Source organism: Prauserella sp. PE36 (genome assembly GCF_003311655.1).
GTDB lineage: Bacteria > Actinomycetota > Actinomycetes > Mycobacteriales > Pseudonocardiaceae > Prauserella_A > Prauserella_A endophytica.
Window position 1 is genome coordinate 63,975 of the sequence record NZ_QEQT01000100.1, and the last position, 26,045, is coordinate 90,019.

The following is a 26,045-nucleotide window of genomic DNA, read 5'->3' on the forward strand; positions in this document are numbered from 1 at the left end:
CATGGTGGCCTTCACTGCGGACGGCCGAGCCAATCTGTCCACAGGTTGGCTGTGGACAACCACGGGTTATCCACAGGGCTGTTGAGGAATCCCGGCCACGCCGGGTACGGAGGGGTCACGGCGACATCCCATTCCAGCCACCCGGCGAGCGGGGAGAGCGGCCGCCCGGCGAGAATCCTCGTGCGGGGGTGGAAGGACGACTGTGAGAAATGACCAAGCTCGCGAGTGTGCACCATCTGGCTCTCACGGTCACCGACGTCGACCGCAGCGTGCCGTGGTACGAGCGGGTGCTGGAGTTCGAGGAGATCTCGCGCCGCGACGACCCCGAGAAGGGGTTGCGGAAGGTGCTGCTGCGCGCGCCCGGTGACGGCTTCTCCGTGATGCTCGTCCAGCACGCCCACGTCGAGCGGCCGCCCTTCGACGAGCGGCACACCGGGCTCGACCACGTCGCGTTCAAGGTCGGCTCGTTCGCCGAGCTGCAGCGGTGGGAGGAGCGGCTCGCCGAGTACGGCGTCACCCACACTCCCGCGACGCCCTCGCGCACCGTGCCCGGCTCCCTGGTCGTGGTGTTCCGCGACCCCGACGGCATCCAGCTCGAGGTGTGGGCGGAGCCGGAGTGACGGCTCAGGCGCTCGCCGCCTCCGTCTCGGTCTCCACCGGGCGGCGCATCTCCTGGCGGTAGCGGTACATGCCGTAGGCCGTGCCGATCACGAAGAACGCCACGCTGCCCCACACCAGCGCCGTCTTGAGCCACGGCACCACGTCGAGCAGCCCGGCGCCGTAGTAGCCGATCAGCACCAGCGTCGGCACCCACAGCACCGCGCCGGCGGTGGTCGCCAGCATGAAGCGCCGGGGATCCATGCGCGCCGCACCCGCGATCAGCGGGGCGAGCGTGCGCACCCACGGGATCCAGCGGGCCGCCACGATCGCCAGGAAGCCCCTGCGGTTGAGAAAGGCACGCGCTCGTTCGAGGTTGGCCTGGTTGAGCACCTTGCCGCCGCGCCGCGCGATGAACTTCGTGCCCGTCTGCCTGCCGATGTAGTAGCCGACCTGGTTGCCGACCACGGCGACGACCAGGGCCACCCCGGACAGCGCCCACGCGTGGCCTTCCGCGCTGTGCTGCGCCAGCACCACCCCGGCCCCGAAGAGGAGCGAGTCGCCGGGCAGGAACAGCCCGACGATCAGCGCGCATTCGATGAACACGAAGCTGAGCACGATGACCCAGACGAGGAGCGGACCGGCCGTCGCGAGCCAGTCCAGCCCGACGCCGGCGGCTTCGGCGTGCACGATACCCACGCCCGGCAGCGTACGTGGCTTCCCGGTGTGGACCTAACCCGAACGGTGTCGTTCCGGTTTCCACCCGGTCACGAGCGGCGTGGCTCAGAACTCCGGAAGCCGCTCTCCCTGGAGCGCCTGGATGTCGAGCTCCACCTTGACGGTGGTGCCGATCGCGGCCACGCCGGCCCGCACCATCGCGTTGTAGTTGATCGCGAAGTCGTCGCGGCGCAGCTGCGTCTCGGCGTGGAATGCAGCGCGTACGCCACCTCACGGATCGGGCCCGTACCCGCCGTAGCGCAGGTCCAGTTCGATCTCGCGGCGCTGCCCGTGCAGCACCAGCTCACCGCGCAACAGCCAGGTGTCGGCGCCCTTCTGCGCCAGGCCGGTGCCCGCGAATTCGATGGCCGGGTACGTGGCCACGTCGAGGAAGTCGGCCGAGCGCAGGTGGTCGTCGCGCATCTTGATGCCGGTGTCGATCGACGCCGCTTCGATGCGGGCGCGCACCGACGAGCGCTCGACGGGCCGCTCCACCACGATCCGGCCCGAGAGGTCGGGAAAGCGTGCCTTGATGCTCGCGATCCCGAGGTGCCGGGCCGTCACCACCACCGAGGAGTGCACGGGGTCGATCACCCAGGGCCCCGGCGGTGGCAGCTCGATCGCGCCCTCCTCCGGGGCGAGGGTGACGTCGCCGATCGAGCCGGAGCCGTCACTCGCGACCTGGGCGGTGCGGGCGACGGGCAGGTATCCTGGCGCCGTCACCACGGCGGTGTAGACGCCGGGGGCGAGCGGTTCGGTGACCACCGCACCCTGCGCGCCCACCGTGGCCCTCGCGGCCTGCCGCCCGCCGAGGTCGGTCACGGTCAGCACGGCGTGTTCCACCGCCCAGCCCTCGGCGGTGCGGACGAGTCCCGAGAGCCCCGCCATCAGCGGTCGTTCCCCGCCAGGTCGTCGATCACCTGGTCGTAGCCGAGGCGCACGTCGTGCTCGGCTTCCCCACCCGCGACGGTCACCTGGCTCGTCGCGGGCGGGTACCCGCTCGCGACCACGGTGTAGTCGCCCTCGGGCAGGTCGCTCACCACGTAGCGACCGGACTCGTCGGTCCTGGCCACCGCGGCCACATTGCCGTCGGCGTCGAGCACGGTGATCCGCGCGTCGCGCACCGGCCGGTCGTCCTCGGCGAGCGCCGTGCCGCTCAGCAGCACCGAGCCGGCGAGCTCGATGTCGTGGTGCAGCACGCCGCTGTCGGGCACGGTCAGCGTCACGGCGGCGGGCCGCAGCCGTTCCCCGCTCGCGACGAGCGTGTAGGTGCCCGAGGTGACGCCCGTGAACACGTAGGTCCCGTCGGCCTGCGTGCCGCACGCGGCGGTGACCTCGCCGCGCGAGTCGGCGAGCGTCACGGTCGCGTTCGCCAGCGGCGTCCCGCTGCCCGCGGCCCGCACCACGCCGGTGACCTCGCCGGAGCCGGTCAGCGTGATGTCCACGCGCGTCGGGGCGCCGGTGCCGCCCACGACGACGCTCGAAGCCTGCGGCTGGTGGCCGCCCGCCGACACGATCAGCACGTAGGTGCCCGTGTCCGGGGCGCCGATCGTGTAACCGCCGTCGGACTGGCCGATGCCCCGTGCGACCTGCCTGCCCCGCTGGTCGATCAGGGTGAGGGCCGCACCCGCGACGGAGGAGCCGTCCTGCCTGCGGATGTGCCCGGTGACGGGCAGCCCCGGTGTCTCCACCGCATCGCGGAAGCCCGTCGAGGCCGTGATCGGCGCCGTGGCGCCGCGCAGTTCGGCGTGCCCGTTCTCGTCGGCCCGCGAGTGCCTGCCCGCCGCGACCAGCTCGGGTTCGCGGTCGAGCGCCTCGTCCGCGTCGGCGAGCGCCGCCTCGCGCTGGGCTTCCGGGGCGGCGGCAGCGTTGTCGGTGTCGATCAGCGCCTCGCCGCCCTCCATCACCGCGGCCTTCGGCGCGCTGTCGGCCAGCGGGATCTCCTTCATGAACAGCAGCACGAGGAACGCGAGCGCGGCCACGCCCGCGCCGATGTAGAACACCAGGCTGATCGAGTCGGTGAAGCCGATGAAGAACGGCCGCGCCTGCTCGATCGGGATCTGCTGCAGGAACGACGAGTCGGTCATGATGTCGTTGCCCGCCGCGTTCATGGCCGAGGGTGCGACGCCCGCCGAGCGGAAGGCGTCGGCGATGTTGTCGTTCAGGGTGCTGAACAGAACCGACAGGAACACCGCGACACCCAGCGTGCCGCCGATCTGGCGGAAGAACGTCGCCGAGGCCGTGGACACGCCCATGTCGCGGCGAGGGCCCGCGTTCTGCACGGCGATGATCAGGGTCTGCATGCAGCCACCGAGTCCGAGACCGATCACGGCCATGTAGACCATGGGCTGCCAGATCGGGCTGTCCCACTCGACCTGGGCGAACAGCAGCATGCCCACTGTCATCAGGGCGGTGCCGACGACCGGGAAGATCTTGTACCGGCCGGTGCGCGAGGTCAGCTGGCCCGACGTGACCGAGGCCGTCATGACGCCGAGCATCAGCGGCAGTGACAGCAGACCCGCCTCCGTCGGCGAGTAGCCCTGCACGATCTGCAGGTACTGCGGGATCAGCATGATCGAGCCGAACATCGCGACACCGACGATCACGCCGCCCGCGATCGCGACGGTGAACGTCGAGTTGCGGAACAGGCGCAGCGGGATCAGCGCCTCGTCCTTCATCACGTGCTCGACGAAGAGGAAGAGCACGAGTCCGACGGCGCCGACGCCGTAGCAGATCACGGCGCGGGTGGAGCCCCAGCCCCACTCGCGGCCCTGCTCGGCGATCAGCAGCAGCGGGACGAGGCAGATCACCAGCGCGAGGCCGCCCCACCAGTCGATGCGGTGCTGCTGCCGCTGGTGCGGCACGTTCAGCACCTTCGCCACCACGAACAGCGCGATGATGCCCAGCGGCACGTTGACGAGGAACACCCAGCGCCAGCCGGTGATCCCCGCGAACGAGTCGAGCCCCGCGAGGAACCCGCCCAGTACCGGGCCGAGCACCGTCGACGTGCCGAACACGGCGAGGAAGAAGCCCTGGTAGCGGGCGCGCTGCCGGGGCGGCACGATGTCGCCGAGGATCGTCAGCGCCAGCGACATCAGACCACCGGCGCCGAGCCCCTGGACGGCGCGGAACGCCGCGAGCTGGTACATCGACTGCGCGAACGTCGCCGCCACCGAACCGAGCACGAAGATCGAGATCGCCGCGAGGTAGAACGGCTTGCGCCCGTAGATGTCGGAGAGCTTGCCGTAGATCGGTGTCGCGATCGTCGCGGTGATCAGGTACGCCGTGGTGATCCACGCCTGCAGGCTGAGCCCGTTCAGATCGTCGGCGATCGTGCGGATGGACGTGCCGACGATGGTCTGGTCCAGTGCGGCCAGGAACATTCCCGTCATCAGCCCGATCAGAATGACGACGATCTGGCGGTGGCTCAGGTTGGGTCCGCTGTCCGGATCCGGTTCGGGCGCCGCTGGCTTCTGGGCGGCGGATGTCATGCGTTGTCCCCCTCGGTGGTGCTGAACTGCTGTGGATCGAAGTTCTCGATGGCTGCGTTGAGCCGGTCGATGAGCCGCGTGAGCGTGTGCCGGTCCTCTTCGGGCCAGTCGGCGAGCAGCTTGGCGAGCCAGTGGCCGCGGAGCCTGCGGTTCTCCTCGAACACCCGCAGCCCCTCGTCGGTGGGCGCCAGCAGGCAGGCGCGGCCGTCCTCGGGGTCGGCGGTGCGCTCGACGAGGCCGTGCTGGACCAGCGAGCTGCTCTGCCTGCTGATCGTGGAGATGTCGGAGTGCAACGACTCGGCGAGCCGGCTCGTGCGCTGCGGTCCGTCGTGGACGAGCGTGAACAGGATCGCGTAGGCCGCGCGCTCGATGCCGTCCGGTCCCCGCTTCGCGACCTGCGACTTCGCCCGCGTCATCGCCCGCATGAACCTGACCAGCTGCGCGCCCAGCTCGTCGGCGACGGTCAGCTCGGCCGCGGTCGGCCGGGCGGTGTCCTGGGATGCAGGGGCCATGAGCAGGTCTTTCGTCACGGATGTCTTGTTTGTGTCGTGCAACTAGTTGCCTAAAGCAAGGATGTCCCCGTTCCGGGGTTCCGTGCAACTCCATTGCCGGCCCTGTGGGCCAGACCACCGGGCTCGTCACCCGTGTGTGTGAGCGGAATGTCCGGCGACCCGGTCGCGTTGCGCGGACATGACCCGAGACGACTCCCTGCGCGCGCTGCTCGCCGAGCGGCCGTTCGGCGTGCTCGCCACGCTCAAGCGCGACGGCAGGCCCCAGCTGTCCAACGTCAACCACCACTACGACCCGGAACGCGGCCTCCTGCGGGTCTCCATCACCGACGGCAGGGCCAAGACGAGGAACCTCCGCCGCGACCCGAGGGCGAGCTACCACGTGTCGAGCGCCGACGGCTGGTCCTACGCCGTCGCGGAGGGCGTCGCCGAGCTGTCACCGGTGGCGAAGGACGAGCACGACGACGCCGTGGCGGAGCTGATCGACCTCTACCGTGCGATCAGGGGAGAGCACCCCGACTGGGCCGAGTACCGCGCCGCGATGGTGGCCGATGAGCGTCTCGTTCTGCGGTTGCGCGTGGACCGCTTGTACGGGATGGCGCGATAGCTTTGACGGCATGACACTGCTGTCGACGTTGCGCGAGGAGCTCGGTGCCGAGGCCGTGCTCACCGATCCGGACGTGACCGCCGCCTACTCCCGGGACGAGATGCCGCTGGCGCCCGCGGGGGTGCCCCTCGCGGTGGTGCTGCCCTCCGATGTGGCCGGGGTGCAGGCGACAGTGCGGGCCTGCGCTGAGGCGGGCGTCCCGATCGTGCCGCGCGGCGCCGGCAGCGGGATCTGCGGCGGCGCCAACGCGATCGAGGGTTGCGTGGTGCTGGTGACCACGAAGCTCGACGAGATCCTGGAGATCGACGCCGACAACCGGCTCGCCGTGGTCCAGCCCGGCGTGGTGAACCTGCACCTTCGCGACGCCGTCGCCAAGCACGGCCTGTTCTACCCTCCCGACCCCTCCAGCTACGACTGGTGCACGATCGGCGGCAACCTTGCCACCAACGCGGGCGGGCTGTGCTGCGTGAAGTACGGCGTCACCACCGACTCCGTGCTCGGGCTGGAGGTCGTGCTCGCCGACGGCTCGCTGCTGCGCACCGGGCGCCGCACGGTGAAGGGCGTCGCGGGCTACGACCTCACCAAGCTTTTCGTCGGCAGCGAGGGCACCCTCGGCGTCATCACTCAGGCCACCCTGGCCCTGCGGCCGCTGCCGCAGGCGCCGGGCACGCTCGTCGCCGCGTTCTCCTCCACGAGGGACGCGGGCGCCGCGGTGAGCCGCATCGTGCGTGAGGGGCTCGTGCCCTCGCTCATGGAGATCATGGACGCCGCCACGATCGCCGCCGTCGAGGACCACCTCAACACCGACCTCGGCGCGGGCTCCGGCTCCGGTGCCCTGCTGCTGTGCCAGTCCGACGCGGGCGGCGAGGTGGCCCGCAGGGAACTGGCGGCGCTGCGGCAGGTGTGCGCCGACGCAGGCGCGGAGATGACCCACGCCACCGAGGACCTCGCCGAGGGCAACCTGCTGATGCAGGCCCGCCGCTCGGTGCACTACGCGCTGGCCGCGCTGGGGGCGAACATGACCGACGACGTGTGCGTTCCCCGCACGCGCATCGCGGACCTCATCGAGGGCTGCGAGCGGATCAGCGACGACGTCGGCCTTCGCATCGCCGTCTGCGGGCACGCCGGCGACGGGAACATGCACCCCACCGTGGTCTACGACGCGGCGGCCGACGGCGAGTTCGACCGGGCCCGCAAGGCGTTCGACGCGATCCTCGACCTCGGCCTCGCGCTCGGCGGCACTGTGACCGGCGAGCACGGCGTCGGCAAGTTCAAGCAGGACTGGCTCGAACGCGAGATCGGTCCCGTCGGCCTGCGGGTGCACCAGCGGCTCAAGCGCGCGCTCGACCCGGACGGCCTGTTCAACCCAGGGTCGATGTTCTCGCTGGAGTGAGCGTCAGTTCTCGGTCGGCGTCCGCTTCTCGCGGCGCGCCTTCAGGTACTCGAAGACGATCGGCAGCACCGACACCAGCACGATCAGCACGAAGATCGCGTCGACGTTGTCGCGGATGAAGGCGATGTTGCCGAGCATCGCGCCGAGCACGATGAGCCCGGCGGCCCACACGATGCCGCCGAGGACCGTGTAGGTGAAGTACTTCTTCGGGCCCATGCGGCCGATACCCGCCAGCCACGTGATGAACGTGCGCACGAACGGCACGAACCGGGCGAGCACGATCGCCTTGGGGCCGTGCTTCTCCAGGAAAGCGTGCGTCTTGTCGACGTACTCCTGCTTGAAGAACCGCGAGTCCGGCCGGTTGAACAGCTTCGGCCCGACCTTCCAGCCGATGCCGTAGCCCAAGATGTTGCCGATGATCGCGGCGACCGTGGCGAGCACGCAGACCAGCCACAGCGGCACGTCGAGGCTGCCGTTCGCGACGAAGAGACCGGCCGTGAACAGCAGTGAGTCACCCGGCAGCACCGGGAAGACGCTGCTCTCCGCGAAGAGGATCAGACACAGCACGGCGACCACGACGGGCCCGATGCCCGAGAGCAGGTGCTCCGGGTTGAGCCAGTCGGGCATGATCGACATCTGGGCCGGCGTCTGCGCGAGATTCACGCTGGACAAGGTACAGGGTCGCCCTGTGGGCTCACCTGAGCCTTAGTGCCTGCTTTCACAAGAGCGTCAGCAGGCCGATCACGCACCCCGAGGCCAGACCGAGCAGCAGCGTCAGCAGCAAGATCCAGTACAGCGACAGCGGTTCCGGCTGCCGTGCTTTCGGCTGGGCGGGGACGGGGTCGGGCTGCGCGAGCGCGTCCAGTGCGGCCCGTTCGCGTTCGAGCGACCCCTCACCGGCTCCGGACAGCAGGCCGTACCCGCCGGGGGTCTCGACGACGGGAGGCGGCTCCCGCCGGGGCGAGCTCGGCCCGGCGGGCGGCGCGTTGCGCGCCTGCGCGCGCAGTGCCTCGGCCAGCAGGCGCTCGGGGTCGTCGGTCATCGCTGTTCAGGGTAGTGCTGCTGGGACAGGGGTCCGAAGCGTTCGGCGAACCAGTCGCTCAGCGCACGGCTCATCGACTTGGCGAGAAACGCCGTGACCGTGGACTGGGCCAGCGGTCGCAGGGTCCTCGCCTGCTCGGTGAGCGCGGGCAGGTCGTCGGTGCTCGGGGTCCAGCCCGTGTCGCGGCCCGGCACCACGTGTTCGTCCACCATCCGCAGGAACATCGCCGCGAGCTGGTCGGTCTGCCACCGCACCTGCTCGGCGATCTCGAGCAGCGTGGGCAGGGGCACGCCCGCCGCGAGCAGTTCCCTGCCCGCGTGCAGGAGCCGGGGACTGCGCACGAGCACGTGCGCGGGCCCGTCGTGGGTGAACACGCCGAGTCGCACCAGCCTCGCGATCGCCTCGTCGTCGACGGCGTGGTCCCGGAACTCGGCGAGCAGGTCGGCCAGCGCCACGCGCTCCGTCGGCTCGTCGCTCCACGGCGAGGCCAGCACCTGTTCGAGGCCCAGCAGGTCCTCCAGGTCGCGGCCCGACTGCCAGGTGGTGAGCATCTCGCGGATCTGCGCGAACGTGTAGCCGCGCTTGAGCAGCCCGAGGATCACCCGCAGCCGGGCCAGGTGCGCGTCCGAGTAGAGCGCGACGCGGCCTCGTCGCTCGGGTGGAGGAAGCAGCTCGCGGTCCTGGTAGACCCGTACGTTTCCGACCGTCGTGCCCGCAACGCGGGCGAGTTCGTCGACGCGGTACTCCACCACCCAGGAGAGTCTAGTGGTCGCTGCGAGTTACCCACTCGCCGCGGCGCAATACCCCCATTGGGCAAAGATCATCACCGAGAAGTACCAGGTCGGCCTGCAGGCCGCGACACAGCCGGCCGGTGCGATCCGCGATGCCGAGCAGCTCGGCCGGTCTACTCGCGGTAGCACGCACCGCGTCGGTGACGCTCAGACCCGCGCCGTGGACGAGGTTGCGGAAGGCGGCGTCCATCGTGAGTGTGCTGCCGGCGAGCGCACCGTTGCCCGCGAGCGTCGCGACGCCGTCGCGCACGTCGACGGCGAGCCTGCCGAGCGTGTAGGTGCCGTCTGCTGCGTCCGTCGCCGACATCGCGTCGGTGACCAGCACCGTCCGGTCCTGGCCCGCGTGCCGCGCGGCCAGCCGGAGCACGGTGGGGTGCACGTGGACGAGGTCGCAGATCAGCTCCACGGTCACGCGCTCGTCGTCGAGGAGCACGCCGACCGGACCCGGCTCCCGGTGGTGCAGCGGCCGCATGCCGTTGAAGAGGTGGGTGGCCACCGTCGCACCGGCGTCGACGGCAGGTCGTACCTGCTCCTCCGTGCCGTCGGTATGCCCGATCGCCGCGATGACGCCCGACTCGGTGAGCTGGCGCACGGCCTTGATGCCGCCGGTCAGCTCGGGCGCGAGCGTGACCATGCGGACGTGGCCCCTGCTCGCGTCGAGCAGCGAGTCCACCGCGCTCGTGTCGGGTTCCCGGAGCGCGGCCGGATCGTGTGCGCCGCAGCGGGCCTGCGCGATGAACGGACCTTCCAGGTGCACCCCGGCCAGCTCGCCGTCCTCGACCAGCTCCGAGAGCGCCGCGAGCTGGTCGGTGAGCACGCCGATCGGGTCGGACACCAGGCTTGCCAGCATGGTCGTGGTGCCGTGCCTGCGGTGGGCCGCGATGGCCCTGGCCGCCTCGGCGGGGTCGGTGGTGGAGAACGACGCGCCGCCCCCGCCGTGGCAGTGGGTGTCGACGAAGCCGGGGACGACGAGGGCTCCGCGGACGTCGACCTGCCTGCCCTCTGGCGGCGCACCCGTGCCCAGCTCGGCGATGCGCCCTCCGGAGACGGAGAGCCAGCCGTCGTCGAGTACGCCGTCGGGGCAGGCCAGCCGCCCGCCGGTGAGCACGAAATCGTCGGAGCCGTTCACGACCACATCATATTGGTCCAGACCAGAATGTCGGCAACTCACGAAATATCGAGGCTACCTTGTTATTCAGTTTCTACCGTCGTGCATGGCCCGCTGGAGAGCCTCCAGTGCCCGGCTCGCCGTGGACTTGACGGTGCCCTTGGAGATGCCCGCCGCCTCGGAGATCTCCGCTTCAGACAGCCCGCCGTAGTAGCGCAGCACCAGCACCTCCCGCTGGCGGGGCGGGAGCTTCGAGAGTGCGCTGACCACGGCCTGGTGCTCGGTCGACAGCATCGCGAGGCTCTCGGCAGAGCGCGCGTTCACGGCGTGCGGGGGCACGTACTCGCGAGCGGTCTTGCGACGGCGCAGCACGCTGCGCGAACCGTTCACCACGGCCGTGCGCAGGTAGCCGACGGCGGCCGCGGCATCGCGGAGCTTGCCCCAGTTGCGGTGCAGACCGGTGAAGGCCTCCTGCACCACGTCCTCGGCGGTCGCGGGCTCGTCGACGAGCAGGATGGCGAGCCGCACCAGCCGCATGCGGTGCTGGCGGTAGAGGTCCTCGAGCGTCAGCGGGCCCGAGGGCTGGGCTTTGGGCACGGGAGCGTCCAACGTGCGCAGGTGCCCGAGCGTCTGCTCGACACTGCTCTCGACGTTTCTCCCTGCTGCTGCGGCGTTGCGCTGGCGCATGGGCTCGGCGCTGCCCTGCATCGAAACCTGCCCATCCCTCGACGGCGTTCTCCAGCTCCGTGGAGCGCGAAACTGACGCGCACTCAGCGTATCGGGTCGAACTGGCATTACCCAGCGTTCTCAGATGACCGTCAGGTACCGATACGGTGCGCGAACTACGCACAACGCTAGATCATCCGGAGGAAGCAGTGGCCTGGTTCTTGGTCGAAATCGAGTACGTGCCGGAGAAGTTCGCCGAGGTCCGGCCGCGGCACCGTGACTTCCTGGTGTCGCTCGCCGAGCAGGGGGTCGTCGCGATCGCCGGCCCGGTGGACGACGACAAGGGCGGCGTGGCCATGTACCAGGCCGAGAACCGCGAGGAGCTGCAGAAGCTGATCGACCAGGACCCGTACCACCTGGAAGGCGCGATCGCGCAGCGTAAGGTCCGCGAGTTCAAACCGGTGATCGGCGCCTGGCTCCCGACCCAGTGAACTTCCCCCAAGGCCACCTTTGGTGCGTTGAGCGCAACAAAGGTGGCCTTGGGGAGCGTTGGGGGGTTACTGAGCGTGGACGATGACGCCGCGGACGTTCTTGCCGTCACGCAGGTCCTGGTAGCCCTCGTTGACCTGCTCCAGCGTGTACTTGGTCGTCACGAGCTCGTCGAGCTTGAGCTTGCCCGCGTCGTAGAGGCGCAGCAGCTTGACGATGTCGTACTGCGGGTTGGCCGAGCCGAACAGCGTGCCCTTGATCGTCTTCTCGAACAGCGTCAGCACGCCGCCCGAGACGTGCACGGTCAGCTTCTCCGGGTTCGCCAGCCCGGTGATCACCACGGTGCCGCCCTTGCCGACGGCGTTGAACGCGTCGGTCACCACCTGCTCGTCCACGGTTCCCACCGTGATCAGCGCCTGGTCGGCCATCTGGCCCCAGGTCAGCTCGGCGATCTTCTCCGCTGCCTCGCCCGCCGTCGCGAACGCGTGGGTCGCGCCGAGCTTCAGCGCGCTCTCCCGCTTGAACTCCACCGGGTCCACCACCACGACGTTCTTGGCGCCCGCGTGCGCCGCGCCCTGCACGGCGTTGATGCCGATGCCGCCGATGCCGTAGATCACCGTGGTGTCGCCAGCGCGCACACCGCCCGAGTAGTTCGCGGTCGCCCATCCGGTCGGCACACCGCAGCCCACCAGCACCGCCGTCTCCAGCGGCAGCCACTCGTCGACCTTCACCACCGAGTGCTGCGAGATCGTCGCCCGCTCGGAGAACGTGCCGAGCATGCACATCGCGCCGAAGTCCTGGCCGCCGGAGTGGAACCGGAACGTCCCGTCCGGCATGTGCCCGTCGAGGATCGTCGCGCCCATGTCGCAGAGGTTCGAGCGGCCCGTCGCGCAGTAGCGGCACGTGCCGCAGTTCGGGATGAAGCTGCAAACCACGTGGTCGCCGGGCTGGACCTTGGTGACGCCGGGGCCGACCTCCTCGATGATGCCCGCGCCCTCGTGGCCGCCGATGATCGGAAACCGGGGCGCGAGGTCGCCGTCGATCAGGTGCAGGTCGGAGTGGCACAGACCGGCGGCCGTGTACTTGATCAGCACCTCGCCGGGGCCGGGGCCGTCCAGGTCGAGTTCGAGGATCTCGAAGGGCTTGCCAGCGTCGAACAGTACCGCTGCCTTCGTCTTCACAGCTGTCTCCTCACGTGCGCCGTTGCTACGTCGTGCCGTGATTGTCGAACGGCTCGGAGACCCGCGAGTGTGCAAATCCTGCACACCTAACCGCTGATGCGCAGCGCCCGCATCCGGTTGTAGAGGGTGGAGCGGCTGATGCCGAGCTGTTTCGCCGCGTGCACCTTGTTGCCGCCGACGGCGGCGAGCGCCTTGGTGATCGCGTCGTGCTCGGCCTGCTCCCAGCCCGTGAGCTGGGGTGATGCGGCGCTCACCTGGCAGCTGGGCGCGAGGTCCCTCGCGGTGATGTCGCCGGCGGAACGGAGCTGGGCGGCCTCCTCCAGCACGGTTTCCAGCTCGCGGAGGTTACCCGGCCACGGCTGCGCGGCGAGCAGTTCGAGGGCTCCCGCCGTGAGACGCAGCGACGTGCCGCCGGGGACCCCGCCCAGCAGTGTGCGGGCGAGCGCGGGGATGTCGGCTCGCCGTTCGCGAAGTGGGGGCAGCTCGACGCGCCGGTGCACCCGCGCGGCCAGAGCGGCGTGCTCGTCCCGCAGGTCCGGGAGCGGTCCGCTGGTGAGCACGAACCACGCGGGCGAGGTGTCCAGCAGCCGCGCGAGCCGCGCCGCGAGCACGGCGGGCAGCAGGTGCACGTCCCGCACCGCGACCAGACCGGGATGCCCGGCCGCGAGCTCCTCCAGCCGTTCGCACCACGCTGCTTCGCCCCGCACGGGCACGTCGGCGGCGTCGAGCCGCACCAGTGGCTCCGCGCCGGCCAGCACGGCGGTCGCCGCGGTGCGCCCAGTGCCCGGCTCGCCCGCCACGAGCACCCGGCGACGCGCGAGCGAGCTGCGCCGGAGCCGTTCCTCCGCGTCGGCGGGCAGCACGCCGCCGAGCGCGCGCCTGCGCACGTGAGTGGGGTACGCGGGCCGCAAGGGAGCCAGTTCGAACAGCATCCCGGCGTTGACCGACACGGCCTCCATCCGCACCTCGACCTCGGTGCCCGAGGACAGCCGCAGCCTGCGCACACCGCGCCGCGTGCGGCTCACCTCGCGCAGCAGCGCGTGGTCGCACGCGTCGACGAGGTCCACGGCCGTGCTGTTGGCGAGCACCACGTCCTCGCCGAGCGCGAGCACGGCCGACGAGCGGTGCTGGGCGGCCTGGAACGCGGCGAGCAGCCGCTGCTGGGCCTGGTTGGAGCCGTCGAGCAGGCGCTGCTCGATGTCGGCGGCGGCGTGTGCGAGGAAAGGGCCGAGCAGCGGGTTGGTGTCCTCGACGAGGCCGGTGATGTCGAGCACGCCCTCGAGGCGCCTGGTGGCGGGGTGGACGATCGGGTGGCCGTAGCAGGTGAACTGCTTGAATGCCTCCAGGTAGTGCTCGTCGCCGTGCACCGCGACGCCCCTGCGCACCTCGTACGGGGTCGCGATCGAGTTGGTGCCGCTGGTCTCCTCCGTGAACTGGCAGCCGGGCACGGCGCTGACGCTGTCGAGGACCCGCTCCACGGAGCGGTTGCCGAATCGTCTCGCCACGATGCGGGAGTCGCGGTCGGCCAGCACCACGCACAACCGCGTGTCGTCGAGGTGCCGGGCGATCTCGTCGAGCACAGGAGTGGCCGCCCGCAGCAGTCTGCTGCTGGTGTCGATGTCGCGGACTTCCAGCCGGTCGGCGGGACTGCTCGGCTTCAACCCGGAGAGCTCGGCCCGCCGCCACGACTGAGCGATTTCCAGTCGTAGCTCCACAGCGCACTCCTCATCGAGTGATCCACGCCATCATCGCAGCCGGAGCGCGCGGGAGCCAGGGCCGAAGGAGTCAGTACACCCCGCCGAGCTTCGTGTGGTCCCAGCTGACGACCTTGGTCGGCGTCAGCAGCAGGCCGATCCGCTTGGGTGCCTGCTTCGCGACGCCGGCCTTCAGCTCCTCGGTGGCCGTGGGCTCGCCGCTGTAGCGCAGCAGCAGCTCCGTGCCGATCGCAGCCACCGCGTCGGTGTCCTCGATCAGCTCCACGTCGCATTCCATGGAGACGCCGCGCAGCTTCTCGTAGGAGTCACCGGACTCGACGAGCACCGTCGCCTGCGGCAGCCGCTGCAGGTTGGCGACCTTCTGCGACTTGCGGTAGGTCCAGGTCGCCACGGCCTCGCCCCTCGGCACGTACCAGAGCGGGGCGAGGTGTGGTCTGCCGTTCGGGCCCATCGTCGCGACGTTGATGACCTTCTGCGCGGCGAGGTACGCGACCACCTCGTCCGTGGTCATCCTGATCTGCTCGCGCCGGGACATCAGCTCTCGCCTCCTACTTCGTCGCCGCCCTGCCCCCGTGTCCGGTGACGGCGGCCTCGCGGGCTCCGCGGGCGGCGATGTCCTCCAGCGCCGCCCGGTCGGCGGCGGGCACCCTGCTCCGGGAGCCGAGCTCGATGATCGGCGGCAGGAACGCGCGGATCAACTTCAGCCCGCCGACCCACCTCGGCACGTGGATGGTCCTGGCGCGTCGCTTCACGCCGGCCTCGATGCAGTCGAGCGCGACGTCGAGCGGGTAGGTCTTGCCGATCAGCCCGGGCATGCCCGCCCGCAGCTTGCCGAACACGGGGTGGGAGTCGGCGCTCTCCACGAGGTCGGTCTTGATCCACGTCGGGTGCGCCACCCCGACCTTGACACCGAGGTGCGCGACTTCCGCGCGCAGACTGTTGCAGAACGCCTCGACCCCGGCCTTCGCGGCCGCGTAGTTGGCCATGCCGGGCGCGTGCGTGATGGCGGCGAGCGACGAGATCGCCAGCAGGTAACCCTTGCGCTCGAGCACGTGCGGCATCGTGACGCGGAAGGTGCGCCACACACCGAGCAGGTCGACCTCGATCACCTTCTCGAACGCGGTCGGGTCCACCGAGCGGACGAAGCCCGCGCTGGCGATGCCCGCGTTGGCGATGACGATGTCGATGCCCCCGAAGTGGTCCACGACCCCCTTGGTGGCCTGCTCCAGGTCGTCCCAGCTCGTGACGTCGGCTTCCCACGACCTGGCGGCGGGTCCGATGCGGTCGGCTACCTTCTGCTGCTCGGCGGCCTCGAGCCCGACGAGCGCCACCTTCGCGCCGTCGGCGGCGAGTCGCTCGGCGAGCCCGGCGCCGATTCCGCGCGCGGCCCCGGTGATGAGCACGACTCTGCCTTTTACGCTGCCGGACAGGAACGCCATTGGTGCCTCCTCGGGTGGGTCTGAAGGCACCGTACCTCAACTTACTCAGAGTAGGCTACTCGTCGGTAGAGAGTGCGGGGAACACAACCGCCCCGAGTCGATGTTGAACGGGTGCATGGCTGTGAAACTGGGAAAGTACGGAATCTGGCGCGGCGCCGCGGGGCTCACTCCCGAGCTGGCGGCCGAGGTGGAGAAACTCGGCTACGGCGCGATCTGGATCGGTGGGTCGCCGCCCGCCGACCTCGCGCTCGCCGAGAGCCTGCTCGACGCGACCAGCACGATCGCCGTCGCCACCGGCATCGTCAACATGTGGACCGCCGACGCCAAGACCGTGGGCGCCTCCTACCACCGGATCACGGCGAAGCACCCCGACCGCTTCCTGCTCGGCGTCGGCGTCGGTCACCCTGAGGCGACCGCCGAATACCAGAAGCCCTACGACAAGATCGTTTCCTACCTCGACGAGCTGGACGAGGCCGGTGTCCCGCTGGAGGGCCGCGCACTGGCCGCGCTCGGCCCGAAGGTGCTCGAGCTTTCCGCCGAGCGCACGGCCGGGGCGCACCCGTACCTCACCACGCCGGACCACACGCGGCAGGCGCGCGAGCTCCTCGGCCCCGACGTGCTGCTGGCGCCCGAACACAAGGTGGTGCTCGAGACCGACGCGGCACTGGCCCGCGAGATCGCCCGCCCGCCGATCAACATGCCGTACCTCAACCTGCGCAACTACGTGAACAACCTGCGCAGGCTCGGCTGGGACGAGTCCGAGATCGCCGACGGCGGCAGTGACCGGCTGATCGACGCGCTCGGCCTGCACGGCGACGCGCGGACGATCGCGCGTGGGCTGAACGCGCATCTGGAGGCAGGCGCCGACCACGTCTGCCTCCACAACCTTCCCGACGACGCCGACCCGCTCCCGACCTACCGAGCCCTCGCCGAAGCCCTCTTCTGATCTGCAGTGAAGGCCACCTTCACTGCGCCCACCCGTCTCCCACCACCACCCAAACGGAGACGCTGCGCGCCACTGTGTTCGACCAACGCAGTGAAGGTGGCCTTCACTGCAGTCTGCCGCGCGGGTGGGGGTGGGCTCGTAGGATGCGGGGCAAAAGGACACCGTCGAGGAGGACAACGATGCCCATCGCCACACCCGAGGTCTATGCCGAGATGCTGGACCGGGCCAAGGCGAACGAGTTCGCGTACCCGGCCATCAACGTGACCTCGTCGGAGACGTTGAACGCGGCCATCCGCGGCTTCGCGGAGGCGGAGAGCGACGGGATCATCCAGTTCTCCACCGGTGGTGCCGAGTTCGCGTCCGGCCAGGCCGTCAAGGACATGGTCACCGGAGCCACCGCGCTCGCCGAGTTCGCCCACGTCGTCGCCGCGAAGTACCCGATCAACGTCGCGCTGCACACCGACCACTGCCCCAAGGACAAGCTGGACGGCTTCGTCCGCCCGCTCATCGAGGTCTCGCAGGAGCGCGTGAACCGGGGCGAGAACCCGCTCTTCCAGTCCCACATGTGGGACGGCTCGGCCATCGATCTCGACGAGAACCTCACCATCGCCGCTGAGCTGCTGGAGAAGGCCGCCGCCGCGAAGATCATCCTCGAGGTCGAGATCGGGGTCGTCGGCGGCGAGGAGGACGGCGTCTCCAACGAGATCAACGAGAAGCTCTACACCGCCGAGGGCGACTTCGTGAAGACCGTCGACGCGCTGGGGTCCGGCGAGAAGGGCCGCTATCTTCTCGCCGCCACGTTCGGCAACGTGCACGGCGCCTACAAGCCCGGTGCCGTGCGGCTGCGTCCCGACGTGCTCAAGCGCGGTCAGCAGGTCGCGGCGGAGAAGCTCGGCCTGCCCGAGGGCTCCAAGCCGTTCGAGCTCGTCTTCCACGGTGGTTCGGGCTCGCTGCTGGAGGAGATCCACGAGGCGGTGTCGTACGGCGTCGTGAAGATGAACGTCGACACCGACACCCAGTACGCCTTCTCCCGCCCCATCGCCGACCACTTCTTCAAGAACTACGACGGCGTGCTGAAGGTGGACGGCGAGGTCGGCAACAAGAAGACGTACGACCCCCGCAGCTACCTCAAGGCCGCCGAGGGCTCGATGGCCAAGCGCGTGGTCGAGGCCGCCGAGAACCTCAAGTCAGCCGGCAAGAAGCTCTGACCTTCGCGACCGGGCCGTCGCGAACCAGATCGCGGCCACACCCACCAGCACGATCGGCGCCGTCCAGTAGGCACTGGGCGGCGCCGATTCCGTGAGCGCGTCGCCCAGCAGCCACGGCCGCAGCTGCGACTGCAGCCACAGCCCCCCGTAGCCGAACGCCGTCACGAGCACGGCGCCCACGGCGAAGCGTGCGCTCGCGGCCCGGAACGCCAGGTCCACGGCCAGTCCGACGAACAGCAGGTAGAACGGCACTGTCGAGGTGGGGAAGCCGCCTGCCAGCAGCAGGGGCCAGCTGATCGCGCGGTACGCGACGTAGGCACCGGCGACGGTCGTCGCCGTCCACGCCCTGCCAACCGTGTGCCTGGCGGCGGCGAGGATCAGCGCCATCACGCCGATGCCCCACAGCGGGTACACCCAATCGTCGATCGGCAGCGCGAAGTGGATCACGGCCTCGCGGTCGACGGAGCGGCCGATGTCGTCGGCGGCGAACTCCAGCAGCGTCGGCTCCGCGTACGGCTCGCCGCGCTCCCAGGAGCGCAGCTCGAGGATGCCGTACTCCTGCTGGCCGTTGGGGAAGAACGTGTTCTCCAGGAAGAACGCCCACAGCGCGGTGAGCACCACGGCCCTGGTCCTGCCGGGGGGCGACACCCGGAGCCAGCCCGCGATCACGCCGGCGAGCATCACGCCGGTGCCCAGGTATAGCAGGCCGTGCGTGGCGCTCCACGCGGTGAGGTCGAGCCCGCTGACGCGGTGGTTGATCACGTCGAGCGGCGCGGCGATCAGGAACATCACCAGACCGGCCTGCATGAGCCTCAGCGAACGCCGGTCGCAGGCCAGCCCGGTGTAGGTGTGGAGCACCACGAGCACGCAGATGATCACCGTGCCGACCGTGTTGATCAGGTGCGGCGGAGCCAGGTCGTCGCGCAGCCACTTGAAGTGCCACGACATGTCCCACGAGGCGCCGATGACCTTGAACGCGAACGCCGTTAGCCACATGCCGTACGAGAACCGGACGACCCATTCGGGGGTCGGCGTCCCGGGAGCGCCCCGCTGCCAGTGCCGCCGGAAGAACAGCACGGTCTTGGCGATCGGGCTCCGTGGGATGCCGGATTCGCGCTGGTCGGGCAGAGCCGCCGCGTTTGTCACCCGTGCATCATGCCGGGTGGCCTTCACCGCTGATAGTGCAACGCCCGAAAACCAGGTGTCACCCTTAGGGGGCAACACGATCCGGTGGCGGCGGCATGCGGCAGAGTAGAGGCCATGATGCCGAAACGACTCGTGGCCGCGGTGCTGATCGCGGCGCTCGTGCTGGCCGGCAGTGGCCTGGTGGTGAGCGTCTTCCTGTGACGGCGGGGTGATGCAGAATGGCCCCATGACACACGGCAACCTCCTCGAACCGCCCGCCACGAAGCTCCCGGAGCGTCCCGACGCGCAGGCGGCGCTGGACGCGGGAACGGACCCGGCGGAGGTCGCCGCGGAGCACCCCGACTTCAGCGAGGCGTGGGCCGCGCTGGGCGAGAATGCGCTGGCCGAAGGCGAGATCGTCGCCGCGTACGCCTACGCGCGCACGGGCTACCATCGTGGTCTCGACCAGCTCCGCCGCGCCGGCTGGAAGGGCTTCGGCCCGGTGCCGTGGGACCATCGCCCGAACCAGGGCTTCCTGCGCGCGCTGGCGGTGCTCGCCAAGGCCGCGGGCCGCATCGGCGAGACCGACGAGCACGACCGCTGCAAGAAGTTCCTCGCCGATTCCGACCCGGCCGCCGCGAAAGCCACCGGCCTCGCGGAGTGACCCCTCTGGTGCACCCACCTGCAGTGAAGGCCACCTTCACTGCGTTGAACGCAGGCATGGTGGCCTTCACTGCAGATGGGGCAAGGGTCAGCAGGCGTCGAGCATTTCCGTGAGGGCCGCCTTCTCCGCATCGTCCACCGTCAGCTCCCACTTGTGCTTCACGGTGATCCACATGCTCGCGTAGGTGCACCAGTAGTCCTGCGACGGCGGCTTCCACTCGTCCGGGGACTGGTCGCCCTTCTCCTGGTTGACGTTGTCGGTGACTGCGATCAGCTGCGGCGCCGAGAGGTCGTTGGCGAACTGCTCGCGCTGGTCCGTCGTCCAGTCGGCGGCGCCGCTGCGCCACGCCGCGGCGAGGGGCACCACGTGGTCGATGTCGACGTCCGACGGCTCGCTCCAGGTCGCCCCGTCGTAGGGGCTTTCCCAGGTGCCTGACGTCGGGTAGCAGTCGGAGCCGGTTTCGACGCCGGTGCCGTCGCGCTCGAGCACGGCCTCACGCGTGTTGCAGGAGTCGCCCTGGTCGCTCCAGTGCGGGAACAGGTCGCGGTCGTAGCCGTCCATCGGGCCGTCGGCCGCGACGGTCAGCTCGCCGAGCTGTGCTCGGGCGGTCGCCTCGTCGGGGATGCCGGGCGGCTCGGCGACTGCGACACCGCTCAGGGGCATCGTCAGCGCGAGGGCGGAACCCACCGCGATCAGGCCACGACGGAGAGTGCGGGGAACGGACACCTTCGCCACCTCACTGAGTAGTTGGAGACTTTCCGACTGTGACCCAGTGAGGTGACCGGATCAACACTTTGGCGTTAACGCGCGACAATGACCAGACGTAAGTCGTGGGTATGCCGGTACCAGGTCCACCGCTCCATCGGCCTCGGGTAGGGCACGCCGTCCGACACCGGCACCGAGGGCGCGCCGCCGAGCTGGAACGCCCGCCCGGGGAACCGCTGCCGGCGCTTGATCAGTCTGCCGCGCGTGACCGTGGCCACCAGACCGGGCCCATCGAGGTCCGGGCGCACGACGATCGAGCCGGCCTCGCCGCGAAGGGCGACCGTGTCGTCGCAGTACGCGACCCCGCGAGGGTTACGTACGACACCTTTGCCGAGCAACACGCCGCCCGCGTCGTCGCGGATCAGCGGCACCGGCCGGTCGAATCCGGTCAGCGCGACGTCGAGCGCACGCCTTCGATCGGTGGGCAGCCCCCACTGCGCGGCCACCGCGGAGTCGGCGTCGGCGGGCACGTAGCCGACCGTGGTGGTGTCGAGCTTTTCCTTGCGCAGCAAGCGAAGGACCACCGCCGCGAGGTCGGCGTCCGAGCCGACGACCACCAGCTCGGAGGCCAGCAGCGGGTCCACCTCCGCCTTGCCGGGCCGCGCCGGAAGCGCCTCGGTCCTGACCCCCTCCGGCGCGGTGAACCACTCCCCGGCTCGCCCGCAAACCAGCACCAGTCCCCGCACGTGAAACTCCTCGGTTAGGCTCATGCACCGGCATTTCCAGCGCCATCTTGTCCTGCCCTCGAATACCAGGAGTGTCACATGCCGGCCATCGTGCTCATCGGTGCCCAATGGGGCGACGAAGGCAAGGGCAAGGCCACCGACCTACTCGGTGACCGGGTTCAGTGGGTGGTCCGCTACCAGGGCGGCAACAACGCGGGCCACACCGTCGTGCTGCCCGACGGGCAGGACTTCGCGCTCCACCTGATCCCGTCCGGCATCCTCACGCCGGGCGTCACCAACGTGATCGGCAACGGCGTGGTCGTGGACCCCGGCGTGCTGCTCGACGAGCTCGCCGGTCTTGAGGAGCGCGGCGTCGACACCGAGCGCCTGCTGATCTCCGCCGACGCGCACTTGATCATGCCGTACCACGTGGCGATCGATAAGGTCACCGAGCGCTACCTCGGCGCCAAGAAGATCGGCACCACCGGCCGCGGCATCGGGCCCTGCTACCAGGACAAGGTCGCGCGCGTCGGCGTGCGCGTGCAGGACCTGCTCGACGAGAAGATCCTGCGGCAGAAGGTCGAGGCCGCGCTGGAGTTCAAGAACCAGGTGCTGGTCAAGGTCTACAACCGCAAGGCGCTCGACGCGGGCGAGGTCACCGACCTGGTGCTGTCCCAGGGCGAGAAGTTCGCCCACCGCATCGCCGACGCCCGCCTCCAGCTCAACAAGGCGCTCGAGCGCGGCGAGACGGTGCTGCTTGAGGGCTCGCAGGGCACGCTGCTCGACGTCGACCACGGCACGTACCCGTTCGTGACGTCGTCCAACCCGACCTCGGGTGGCGCGAGCGCGGGCTCCGGCATCGGGCCCGGTCGCATCACCACCGTGCTCGGCATCCTGAAGGCATACACCACGCGTGTGGGCTCCGGCCCGTTCCCCACCGAGCTGCACGACGAGGCCGGCGAGAACCTGCGAAAGGCGGGCGGCGAGTTCGGTGTCACCACGGGCCGCTCGCGGCGCACCGGCTGGTTCGACGCCGTGATCGGCCGCTACGCCGTGCGCGTCAACGGCATCACCGACTACTTCCTCACCAAGCTCGACGTGCTCTCCGGCCTGGAGAGGGTGCCGGTGTGCGTGGCCTACGAGGTCGACGGCTTCCGCACCGAGGACATGCCGATGACCCAGACCGACGTGCACCACGCGGTGCCGATCTACGAGGAGCTGCCGGGCTGGTGGGAGGACATCAGCCACTGCCGCTCGTTCGAGGAGCTGCCCCCGAACGCGCGCGCGTACGTCGAGCGCATCGAGGAGCTCGTCGGCGCCCGCATCTCCGCGATCGGCGTCGGTCCAGGGCGGGAGCAGACGATCGTGCGCCACGAGTTCGTCTAGGTTCGTCCGGAAGGCCTTGTTGACCTGGAGCGAGCTGGTCGACGCGCTGCGTGACCGCCTCGCGCTGACGGCGGACGAAGAAGGGCTGTGCCGAGACCCGGAATTGGATGAGCGGCAAGCTCTGCCGCTGTGCGGCGTACCCGCGGATCGTGGCCGCGGTGTCGAAGGCGGCGGTCCGATGAGGACGTTCGACTACACGCGGGTGAGCGGGGCGGAGGAGACGCACGCAGGAACGGCGGGCGCCCCCAACCGAGTTCGTCCGCCTGCGCGGGGAAGGAACCGTTGCGGCACAACGAACGGCCGGCTGGGGGGTTGATCACCGCTCGTACTACCTGGAGGTACGCGAGCGCGCCTCGTACGAGGCCGGACGACCGGGCGACGCTCACAGTGGGCCCACGACGGCGGTGTCGGTGGGTCACCCGAGGTCGTGGGCCTTCAGCCAGTTCTGGCAGAGGGCGCGGGTCCTCGGTAGGCCGTCGGGGGTGCCCTGGATGTAGTGGTTGACGCCTGGGATGACGTGGAATTCCTTGTCGTCGTGGGGTACCGCGTCGAAGAGTGCTCGCGGGTGGCTGGGTGGGCAGGCGTCGTCGGCGCCCATCGCGATGACGAGCACCGGGACGCTGATCTCGGCGGCGCGCGCCGGGCCGTCGGCCATCGACTCGTCGTAACTCCACTGGGACAGCCAGCTGCGCAAGGTGCTGAACCGGGCCAGGCCGGTCGGGCCGTTGTTCACCACACGCGGATCGCCCTGGTAGCACCAATTGGCGCGCCGCTCGTTGGGGTCCACCGACGGATCCAGCCACCTCGGATCGGCCATGGTGCCGTGCACGGTGAACGCGTACTCCTCATCCTGCCGCCCGCTCTCGCGCAGGTGCCGCAAGGTGGCGCGCACCCAGGTCGTGATCCGGCGATTGCGGTCGATCTGGGCCGCGCGGTAGCTGGCGATAAAACTGGCCGAGTACGGGGGCCGGGTCAGCGCGTCCGTCGCATAGAGATCCCAACGCGGATCGCGGACGGACGGATCGCGCTCGTCGACGACGGCGGGGTCCAGCGATTCGGTCAGCAGCTGGTGCCGGCTCGCGTGCGCGGCGATGAACATGATCCCGTCCGCCGGAATCAACCCCGCTCTGACCAGGTTGTAGGGATCGCCGGCGGGAGTGTCCACAACAGTCGGATTTTCCGCCTGTGACTGGTAGAACGCCATCAGCGCGCCACCGCCGGACCAGCCGGCCAGCACCACCCTGCGATAGCCCAGCTCATCCTTGAGGTGGCGGACGCACCCGCCGAGGTCGCTGACGACCTTCTCCATGATCAACGAACTGTCGCTGCTGTACCGGCTCGGGCAGCACAGCACATGGTGGCCGGCGGCGGCGAGGTGTTCGACCAGCGGATGGTGCGCCAGACCGTGCATCGGATGCATGAACACGATCACCGTGTCCGACGGCGCCGACGGCCGGTAGTGCACGGCGGCGAGCATGATCCGCTGCCGGGTGTCGGACTCGCCCGCCGCCTGTTGCACATAACTGTCATGGCTGTGGCCGGCGTCCTCGGAATAGTGGATGAGCACGGCCCGCCGCTGATAGGACATCGCCGTCACCTCGATTCCCCGTTCAGCAGCGTCGCGACCGGGTTGTCCCCCGACGCCGACTCCCCGGAAGTCAGCTCCTCGAACGCCCGGACGAACGCCTCGTCGAGCACGAAACGCGCCCGGCAGTCGATGGCCACCGCCACCGAATCGAGCAACAGCTCCGCCGGATACTCCTCGCGGATCCGTTGTTTCTCCGCCTCCGGCACGCCGTGGTGCAGCCCCTGCGGCACATGCATCAGCACCCCGGTGGGCATCGGATTGCCGAACGCCTGGCCGTCATGGCTGAACAACACCTCGTCGTAGTCGGCATTGCGGTGCGACGGCGGCGTTTTCTCCACCCCGGGCACCATCGGGGCGCGATGCGGTCCGAAGACGGCGAGAAGCACATCCATGCTCGGGGTGGCCAGCAGGGTCCGGGCCGAAGGCAGGATGTGCGCGGCGTCGGCGTTCAACGTCTTGAAGTCCCGGATGTTGTACTTCCACGGGAAATAGTCGCCACGCCACCCGGCGACATCGCAGGGGTTGTGGTCGTAACCGATCGAGGCGTGGTCACCGCCGTGCTTCAGGCGCACCTCGTACTCCGGCTCCGTCGAGGGCAGCACCTCGGGTTCCGGGATGAAGATCATCGACGGGTCCACCGGCGTGTAATGGCCGATCAGCCCGTAGTCGGGCACCACGAGTTCCTCGGTGGTCTCGGTGATCAGGAAGACGTTGTCGGCGCCGTCGGGCACCAGCCGGTGGGTCACCGACTTCGGGATGACGACCACATCGCCGGGTTCGAACGGGATCGGCCCGAACTCCGTTTCGAACACGCCCTGGCCGCGATGCACGAACACGGCCTCGTCACCGTCGAGATTGCGTCGGTAGAACGGCATCGCGGCGGCTCGCCTGCTCAACCACAGCTGGCAACTTTCGTTGTGTGCCAAGCGGATCGGCGTGCCCGACGGGTCTGTCGCATCTGTGGGGGACAGCTGCCGTTGCAGCGCGCTGCGGGTCTGCGGGTCCGCTGCCGGCCGGTACTCGCACGGGTCGCCGTGTCGGTAGAGATGGGTCTGTCGGCCGAGGAAACCGTTGCGGCCGAGCAGATCGTCCTTGAGCCCGTCGAGGTTCTGGTACACGCCCCGCGGCAGGGTGCCCCGTTGCACGTGCGTGGGTGTCGCCATGTCGTCCTCCCAAGACCGTAATAAATTTATTATCACACTACACGGCAGGTCAAGAGGCACGGATCGACCCGGTTTAGGGTGGTGCCGTGACGGACGAGTCCGACACCGGTGAGGCGACCGGCAGCCAGCGCACCCGGGAGCGGCTCGTGACGGCCGCCAAGGAACTCCTGCGCGAGATCGGCCCCGCCCGGCTACGTGTGCAGGACGTGGCCCGCCGCGCCGGACTCACCACCGGCGCCCTGTACGCCCATTTCCGGGACAAGCAGGACCTGATGGCCGCCGCCGTCCACTCGGCGCAGACCGATTTCATCGCCGGACTGGTCGCGCCCACACCCGTCGCGAGCGCGCACCAGTTGTTCACCGACGAGACGTTCCTGCTCGAAACCGTGCCGACCGCCGAACACCTCGGCGAGCTGCTGACCAGGGCATTGACCCGCGAACCTGAGCAGAGCGCCGAACTGCTGGTGGAATCGTTCGCGATGGCGCTGCATCCGGACAGCGCCCCCGAACTCGCCGCGACCACGGGCAAGGCACACGAATCGACCATCCGCCAGGCGGAGCGGCTACGCGCCACCGGCCGGCTGGCCGAGAACGTGACCCCGGCGGCGTTCACCACCCTGTTCGAGACACTGATCTACGGGGCCGCGGTGCACGCCGCGCTCGGCGCGCCACGCAGCTCACCCGAGGAGCTGGCGCCACTGCTGAACGCCGTCGCCAAGGCGATGCTGGCCGCGCCCGAGTCGGACTGAACGTGCCATCGAGTCCGGCGGCGACCAGGCGCCGCATCAGC

General features: G+C 69.8%; 26 protein-coding genes and 2 pseudogenes. 10 read left to right on the forward strand and 18 right to left on the reverse strand.

Features of this window, described 5'->3' with window-relative positions:
* The first annotated feature begins 209 nt into the window (after positions 1 to 209).
* Positions 210 to 620 carry a VOC family protein gene (locus DI005_RS31285; RefSeq protein ID WP_112265520.1) on the forward strand — a complete coding sequence of 137 codons (411 nt, stop codon included), beginning with the start codon at positions 210 to 212 and terminating at the stop codon, positions 618 to 620.
* 4 nt (positions 621 to 624) lie between these two features.
* On the opposite strand, the gene DI005_RS31290 is transcribed toward DI005_RS31285, so the two are convergent.
* The 4 genes and pseudogenes from DI005_RS31290 to DI005_RS31305 form a co-directional block, all read right to left on the reverse strand.
* A complete protein-coding gene (locus DI005_RS31290) occupies positions 625 to 1,296 on the reverse strand; it encodes a DedA family protein (RefSeq protein ID WP_199543378.1) in 672 nt (223 codons plus the stop codon).
* Positions 1,297 to 1,380: 84 nt separating this feature from the next.
* A pseudogene (locus DI005_RS31295) lies at positions 1,381 to 2,202 on the reverse strand (YceI family protein).
* Positions 2,202 to 4,805, reverse strand: a complete 2,604-nt coding sequence (locus DI005_RS31300) for an MFS transporter (RefSeq protein ID WP_113644512.1) — start codon at positions 4,803 to 4,805, stop codon at positions 2,202 to 2,204. The pseudogene DI005_RS31295 and the gene DI005_RS31300 overlap by 1 nt, the downstream one beginning before the upstream one ends.
* On the reverse strand, positions 4,802 to 5,317 hold the full coding sequence (locus DI005_RS31305; protein ID WP_113644513.1) for a MarR family winged helix-turn-helix transcriptional regulator: 516 nt from the start codon (positions 5,315 to 5,317) through the stop codon (positions 4,802 to 4,804). The genes DI005_RS31300 and DI005_RS31305 overlap by 4 nt, the downstream gene beginning before the upstream one ends.
* A 178-nt stretch (positions 5,318 to 5,495) precedes the next feature.
* Between DI005_RS31305 and DI005_RS31310 the strand changes: the two genes are divergently transcribed.
* Together DI005_RS31310 and DI005_RS31315 are read left to right on the forward strand one after the other, a co-directional pair.
* Positions 5,496 to 5,921 carry a PPOX class F420-dependent oxidoreductase gene (locus tag DI005_RS31310; protein WP_113644514.1) on the forward strand — a complete coding sequence of 142 codons (426 nt, stop codon included), beginning with the start codon at positions 5,496 to 5,498 and terminating at the stop codon, positions 5,919 to 5,921.
* 10 nt (positions 5,922 to 5,931) lie between these two features.
* The gene (locus DI005_RS31315) at positions 5,932 to 7,314 is read left to right on the forward strand and encodes an FAD-binding oxidoreductase (protein ID WP_113644515.1); all 1,383 of its coding nucleotides are present in this window, start codon (positions 5,932 to 5,934) and stop codon (positions 7,312 to 7,314) included.
* Between the two features lie 3 nt (positions 7,315 to 7,317).
* Here DI005_RS31315 and DI005_RS31320 read toward each other — a convergent pair whose 3' ends face one another.
* From DI005_RS31320 to DI005_RS31340, 5 genes are all read right to left on the reverse strand, one after another.
* Positions 7,318 to 7,977: a DedA family protein gene (locus DI005_RS31320; protein WP_112265508.1), complete on the reverse strand. Its 660-nt coding sequence runs from the start codon at positions 7,975 to 7,977 to the stop codon at positions 7,318 to 7,320.
* A gap of 55 nt (positions 7,978 to 8,032) precedes the next feature.
* The gene (locus DI005_RS31325) at positions 8,033 to 8,356 is read right to left on the reverse strand and encodes a hypothetical protein (RefSeq protein WP_112265506.1); all 324 of its coding nucleotides are present in this window, start codon (positions 8,354 to 8,356) and stop codon (positions 8,033 to 8,035) included.
* On the reverse strand, positions 8,353 to 9,108 hold the full coding sequence (locus DI005_RS31330; protein ID WP_113644516.1) for a MerR family transcriptional regulator: 756 nt from the start codon (positions 9,106 to 9,108) through the stop codon (positions 8,353 to 8,355). The genes DI005_RS31325 and DI005_RS31330 overlap by 4 nt, the downstream gene beginning before the upstream one ends.
* A 10-nt stretch (positions 9,109 to 9,118) precedes the next feature.
* Positions 9,119 to 10,255, reverse strand: a complete 1,137-nt coding sequence (nagA, locus tag DI005_RS31335; RefSeq protein ID WP_113644602.1) for an N-acetylglucosamine-6-phosphate deacetylase — start codon at positions 10,253 to 10,255, stop codon at positions 9,119 to 9,121.
* Positions 10,256 to 10,342: 87 nt separating this feature from the next.
* Positions 10,343 to 10,963, reverse strand: a complete 621-nt coding sequence (locus DI005_RS31340) for an RNA polymerase sigma factor (protein ID WP_112265502.1) — start codon at positions 10,961 to 10,963, stop codon at positions 10,343 to 10,345.
* Between the two features lie 167 nt (positions 10,964 to 11,130).
* Between DI005_RS31340 and DI005_RS31345 the strand changes: the two genes are divergently transcribed.
* On the forward strand, positions 11,131 to 11,412 hold the full coding sequence (locus DI005_RS31345; protein WP_113644517.1) for a YciI family protein: 282 nt from the start codon (positions 11,131 to 11,133) through the stop codon (positions 11,410 to 11,412).
* Between the two features lie 66 nt (positions 11,413 to 11,478).
* Here DI005_RS31345 and DI005_RS31350 read toward each other — a convergent pair whose 3' ends face one another.
* The 4 genes from DI005_RS31350 to DI005_RS31365 all read right to left on the reverse strand — a co-directional run bounded on the left by DI005_RS31350 (position 11,479) and on the right by DI005_RS31365 (position 15,745).
* The gene (locus DI005_RS31350; RefSeq protein ID WP_112265498.1) at positions 11,479 to 12,591 is read right to left on the reverse strand and encodes an NDMA-dependent alcohol dehydrogenase; all 1,113 of its coding nucleotides are present in this window, start codon (positions 12,589 to 12,591) and stop codon (positions 11,479 to 11,481) included.
* Between the two features lie 86 nt (positions 12,592 to 12,677).
* Positions 12,678 to 14,306, reverse strand: a complete 1,629-nt coding sequence (locus tag DI005_RS31355; RefSeq protein ID WP_113644518.1) for a sigma-54-dependent Fis family transcriptional regulator — start codon at positions 14,304 to 14,306, stop codon at positions 12,678 to 12,680.
* A gap of 70 nt (positions 14,307 to 14,376) precedes the next feature.
* Complete coding sequence (locus DI005_RS31360) at positions 14,377 to 14,841, reverse strand: pyridoxamine 5'-phosphate oxidase family protein (RefSeq protein WP_112265494.1); 465 nt, start codon at positions 14,839 to 14,841, stop codon at positions 14,377 to 14,379.
* Between the two features lie 13 nt (positions 14,842 to 14,854).
* Positions 14,855 to 15,745: an SDR family oxidoreductase gene (locus tag DI005_RS31365; protein ID WP_113644519.1), complete on the reverse strand. Its 891-nt coding sequence runs from the start codon at positions 15,743 to 15,745 to the stop codon at positions 14,855 to 14,857.
* A gap of 115 nt (positions 15,746 to 15,860) precedes the next feature.
* On the opposite strand from DI005_RS31365, the gene DI005_RS31370 reads away from it, so the two are divergent.
* Positions 15,861 to 16,691, forward strand: coding sequence for an LLM class F420-dependent oxidoreductase (locus tag DI005_RS31370; protein ID WP_113644520.1), 831 nt, complete (start codon positions 15,861 to 15,863; stop codon positions 16,689 to 16,691).
* Positions 16,692 to 16,870: 179 nt separating this feature from the next.
* The gene (fbaA, locus tag DI005_RS31375; protein ID WP_113644521.1) at positions 16,871 to 17,899 is read left to right on the forward strand and encodes a class II fructose-bisphosphate aldolase; all 1,029 of its coding nucleotides are present in this window, start codon (positions 16,871 to 16,873) and stop codon (positions 17,897 to 17,899) included.
* Here the strand turns inward: fbaA and DI005_RS31380 are convergent.
* A complete protein-coding gene (locus DI005_RS31380) occupies positions 17,879 to 19,045 on the reverse strand; it encodes a hypothetical protein (RefSeq protein ID WP_233520385.1) in 1,167 nt (388 codons plus the stop codon). The genes fbaA and DI005_RS31380 overlap by 21 nt on opposite strands.
* A gap of 226 nt (positions 19,046 to 19,271) precedes the next feature.
* Between DI005_RS31380 and DI005_RS31385 the strand changes: the two genes are divergently transcribed.
* The gene (locus DI005_RS31385; RefSeq protein WP_112265486.1) at positions 19,272 to 19,688 is read left to right on the forward strand and encodes a DUF3151 domain-containing protein; all 417 of its coding nucleotides are present in this window, start codon (positions 19,272 to 19,274) and stop codon (positions 19,686 to 19,688) included.
* 87 nt (positions 19,689 to 19,775) lie between these two features.
* Here DI005_RS31385 and DI005_RS31390 read toward each other — a convergent pair whose 3' ends face one another.
* Both DI005_RS31390 and DI005_RS31395 read right to left on the reverse strand, forming a co-directional pair.
* Positions 19,776 to 20,351: an HNH endonuclease family protein gene (locus DI005_RS31390; RefSeq protein ID WP_113644604.1), complete on the reverse strand. Its 576-nt coding sequence runs from the start codon at positions 20,349 to 20,351 to the stop codon at positions 19,776 to 19,778.
* 137 nt (positions 20,352 to 20,488) lie between these two features.
* The gene (locus DI005_RS31395) at positions 20,489 to 21,139 is read right to left on the reverse strand and encodes a hypothetical protein (protein ID WP_369973637.1); all 651 of its coding nucleotides are present in this window, start codon (positions 21,137 to 21,139) and stop codon (positions 20,489 to 20,491) included.
* Between the two features lie 78 nt (positions 21,140 to 21,217).
* Here DI005_RS31395 and DI005_RS31400 point away from each other — a divergent pair, with 78 nt between their 5' ends.
* A complete protein-coding gene (locus DI005_RS31400; RefSeq protein WP_113644522.1) occupies positions 21,218 to 22,504 on the forward strand; it encodes an adenylosuccinate synthase in 1,287 nt (428 codons plus the stop codon).
* 98 nt (positions 22,505 to 22,602) lie between these two features.
* Positions 22,603 to 22,686 (forward strand): annotated as a pseudogene (locus DI005_RS31405) ((2Fe-2S)-binding protein); the annotation flags it as partial.
* Between the two features lie 233 nt (positions 22,687 to 22,919).
* On the opposite strand, the gene DI005_RS31410 reads toward DI005_RS31405, so the two are convergent.
* Together DI005_RS31410 and DI005_RS31415 are read right to left on the reverse strand one after the other, a co-directional pair.
* Entirely contained in the window at positions 22,920 to 24,092 is a 1,173-nt protein-coding gene (locus DI005_RS31410) for an alpha/beta hydrolase (RefSeq protein WP_113644523.1), read from the reverse strand.
* A 5-nt stretch (positions 24,093 to 24,097) separates the two neighbouring features.
* Positions 24,098 to 25,315, reverse strand: coding sequence for a homogentisate 1,2-dioxygenase (locus DI005_RS31415; RefSeq protein WP_147263922.1), 1,218 nt, complete (start codon positions 25,313 to 25,315; stop codon positions 24,098 to 24,100).
* Positions 25,316 to 25,341: 26 nt separating this feature from the next.
* Here DI005_RS31415 and DI005_RS31420 point away from each other — a divergent pair, with 26 nt between their 5' ends.
* Positions 25,342 to 26,004 carry a TetR/AcrR family transcriptional regulator gene (locus DI005_RS31420; RefSeq protein WP_113644525.1) on the forward strand — a complete coding sequence of 221 codons (663 nt, stop codon included), beginning with the start codon at positions 25,342 to 25,344 and terminating at the stop codon, positions 26,002 to 26,004.
* Positions 26,005 to 26,045 lie beyond the last annotated feature (41 nt).

Coding starts and splice junctions, on each gene's coding strand:
- DI005_RS31360 (WP_112265494.1), bottom strand. CDS start 14,841: ATGTCCCGGCGCGAGCAGATCAGGATGACCACGGACGAGGTGGTCGCG.
- DI005_RS31340 (WP_112265502.1), bottom strand. CDS start 10,963: ATGCAGGGCAGCGCCGAGCCCATGCGCCAGCGCAACGCCGCAGCAGCA.
- DI005_RS31325 (WP_112265506.1), bottom strand. CDS start 8,356: ATGACCGACGACCCCGAGCGCCTGCTGGCCGAGGCACTGCGCGCGCAG.
- DI005_RS31390 (WP_113644604.1), bottom strand. CDS start 20,351: ATGCCCCTGAGCGGTGTCGCAGTCGCCGAGCCGCCCGGCATCCCCGAC.
- DI005_RS31310 (WP_113644514.1), top strand. CDS start 5,496: ATGACCCGAGACGACTCCCTGCGCGCGCTGCTCGCCGAGCGGCCGTTC.
- DI005_RS31300 (WP_113644512.1), bottom strand. CDS start 4,805: ATGACATCCGCCGCCCAGAAGCCAGCGGCGCCCGAACCGGATCCGGAC.
- DI005_RS31365 (WP_113644519.1), bottom strand. CDS start 15,745: ATGGCGTTCCTGTCCGGCAGCGTAAAAGGCAGAGTCGTGCTCATCACC.
- DI005_RS31370 (WP_113644520.1), top strand. CDS start 15,861: ATGGCTGTGAAACTGGGAAAGTACGGAATCTGGCGCGGCGCCGCGGGG.
- DI005_RS31400 (WP_113644522.1), top strand. CDS start 21,218: ATGCCGGCCATCGTGCTCATCGGTGCCCAATGGGGCGACGAAGGCAAG.
- DI005_RS31385 (WP_112265486.1), top strand. CDS start 19,272: ATGACACACGGCAACCTCCTCGAACCGCCCGCCACGAAGCTCCCGGAG.
- DI005_RS31410 (WP_113644523.1), bottom strand. CDS start 24,092: ATGTCCTATCAGCGGCGGGCCGTGCTCATCCACTATTCCGAGGACGCC.
- fbaA (WP_113644521.1), top strand. CDS start 16,871: ATGCCCATCGCCACACCCGAGGTCTATGCCGAGATGCTGGACCGGGCC.
- DI005_RS31305 (WP_113644513.1), bottom strand. CDS start 5,317: ATGGCCCCTGCATCCCAGGACACCGCCCGGCCGACCGCGGCCGAGCTG.
- DI005_RS31285 (WP_112265520.1), top strand. CDS start 210: ATGACCAAGCTCGCGAGTGTGCACCATCTGGCTCTCACGGTCACCGAC.
- DI005_RS31315 (WP_113644515.1), top strand. CDS start 5,932: ATGACACTGCTGTCGACGTTGCGCGAGGAGCTCGGTGCCGAGGCCGTG.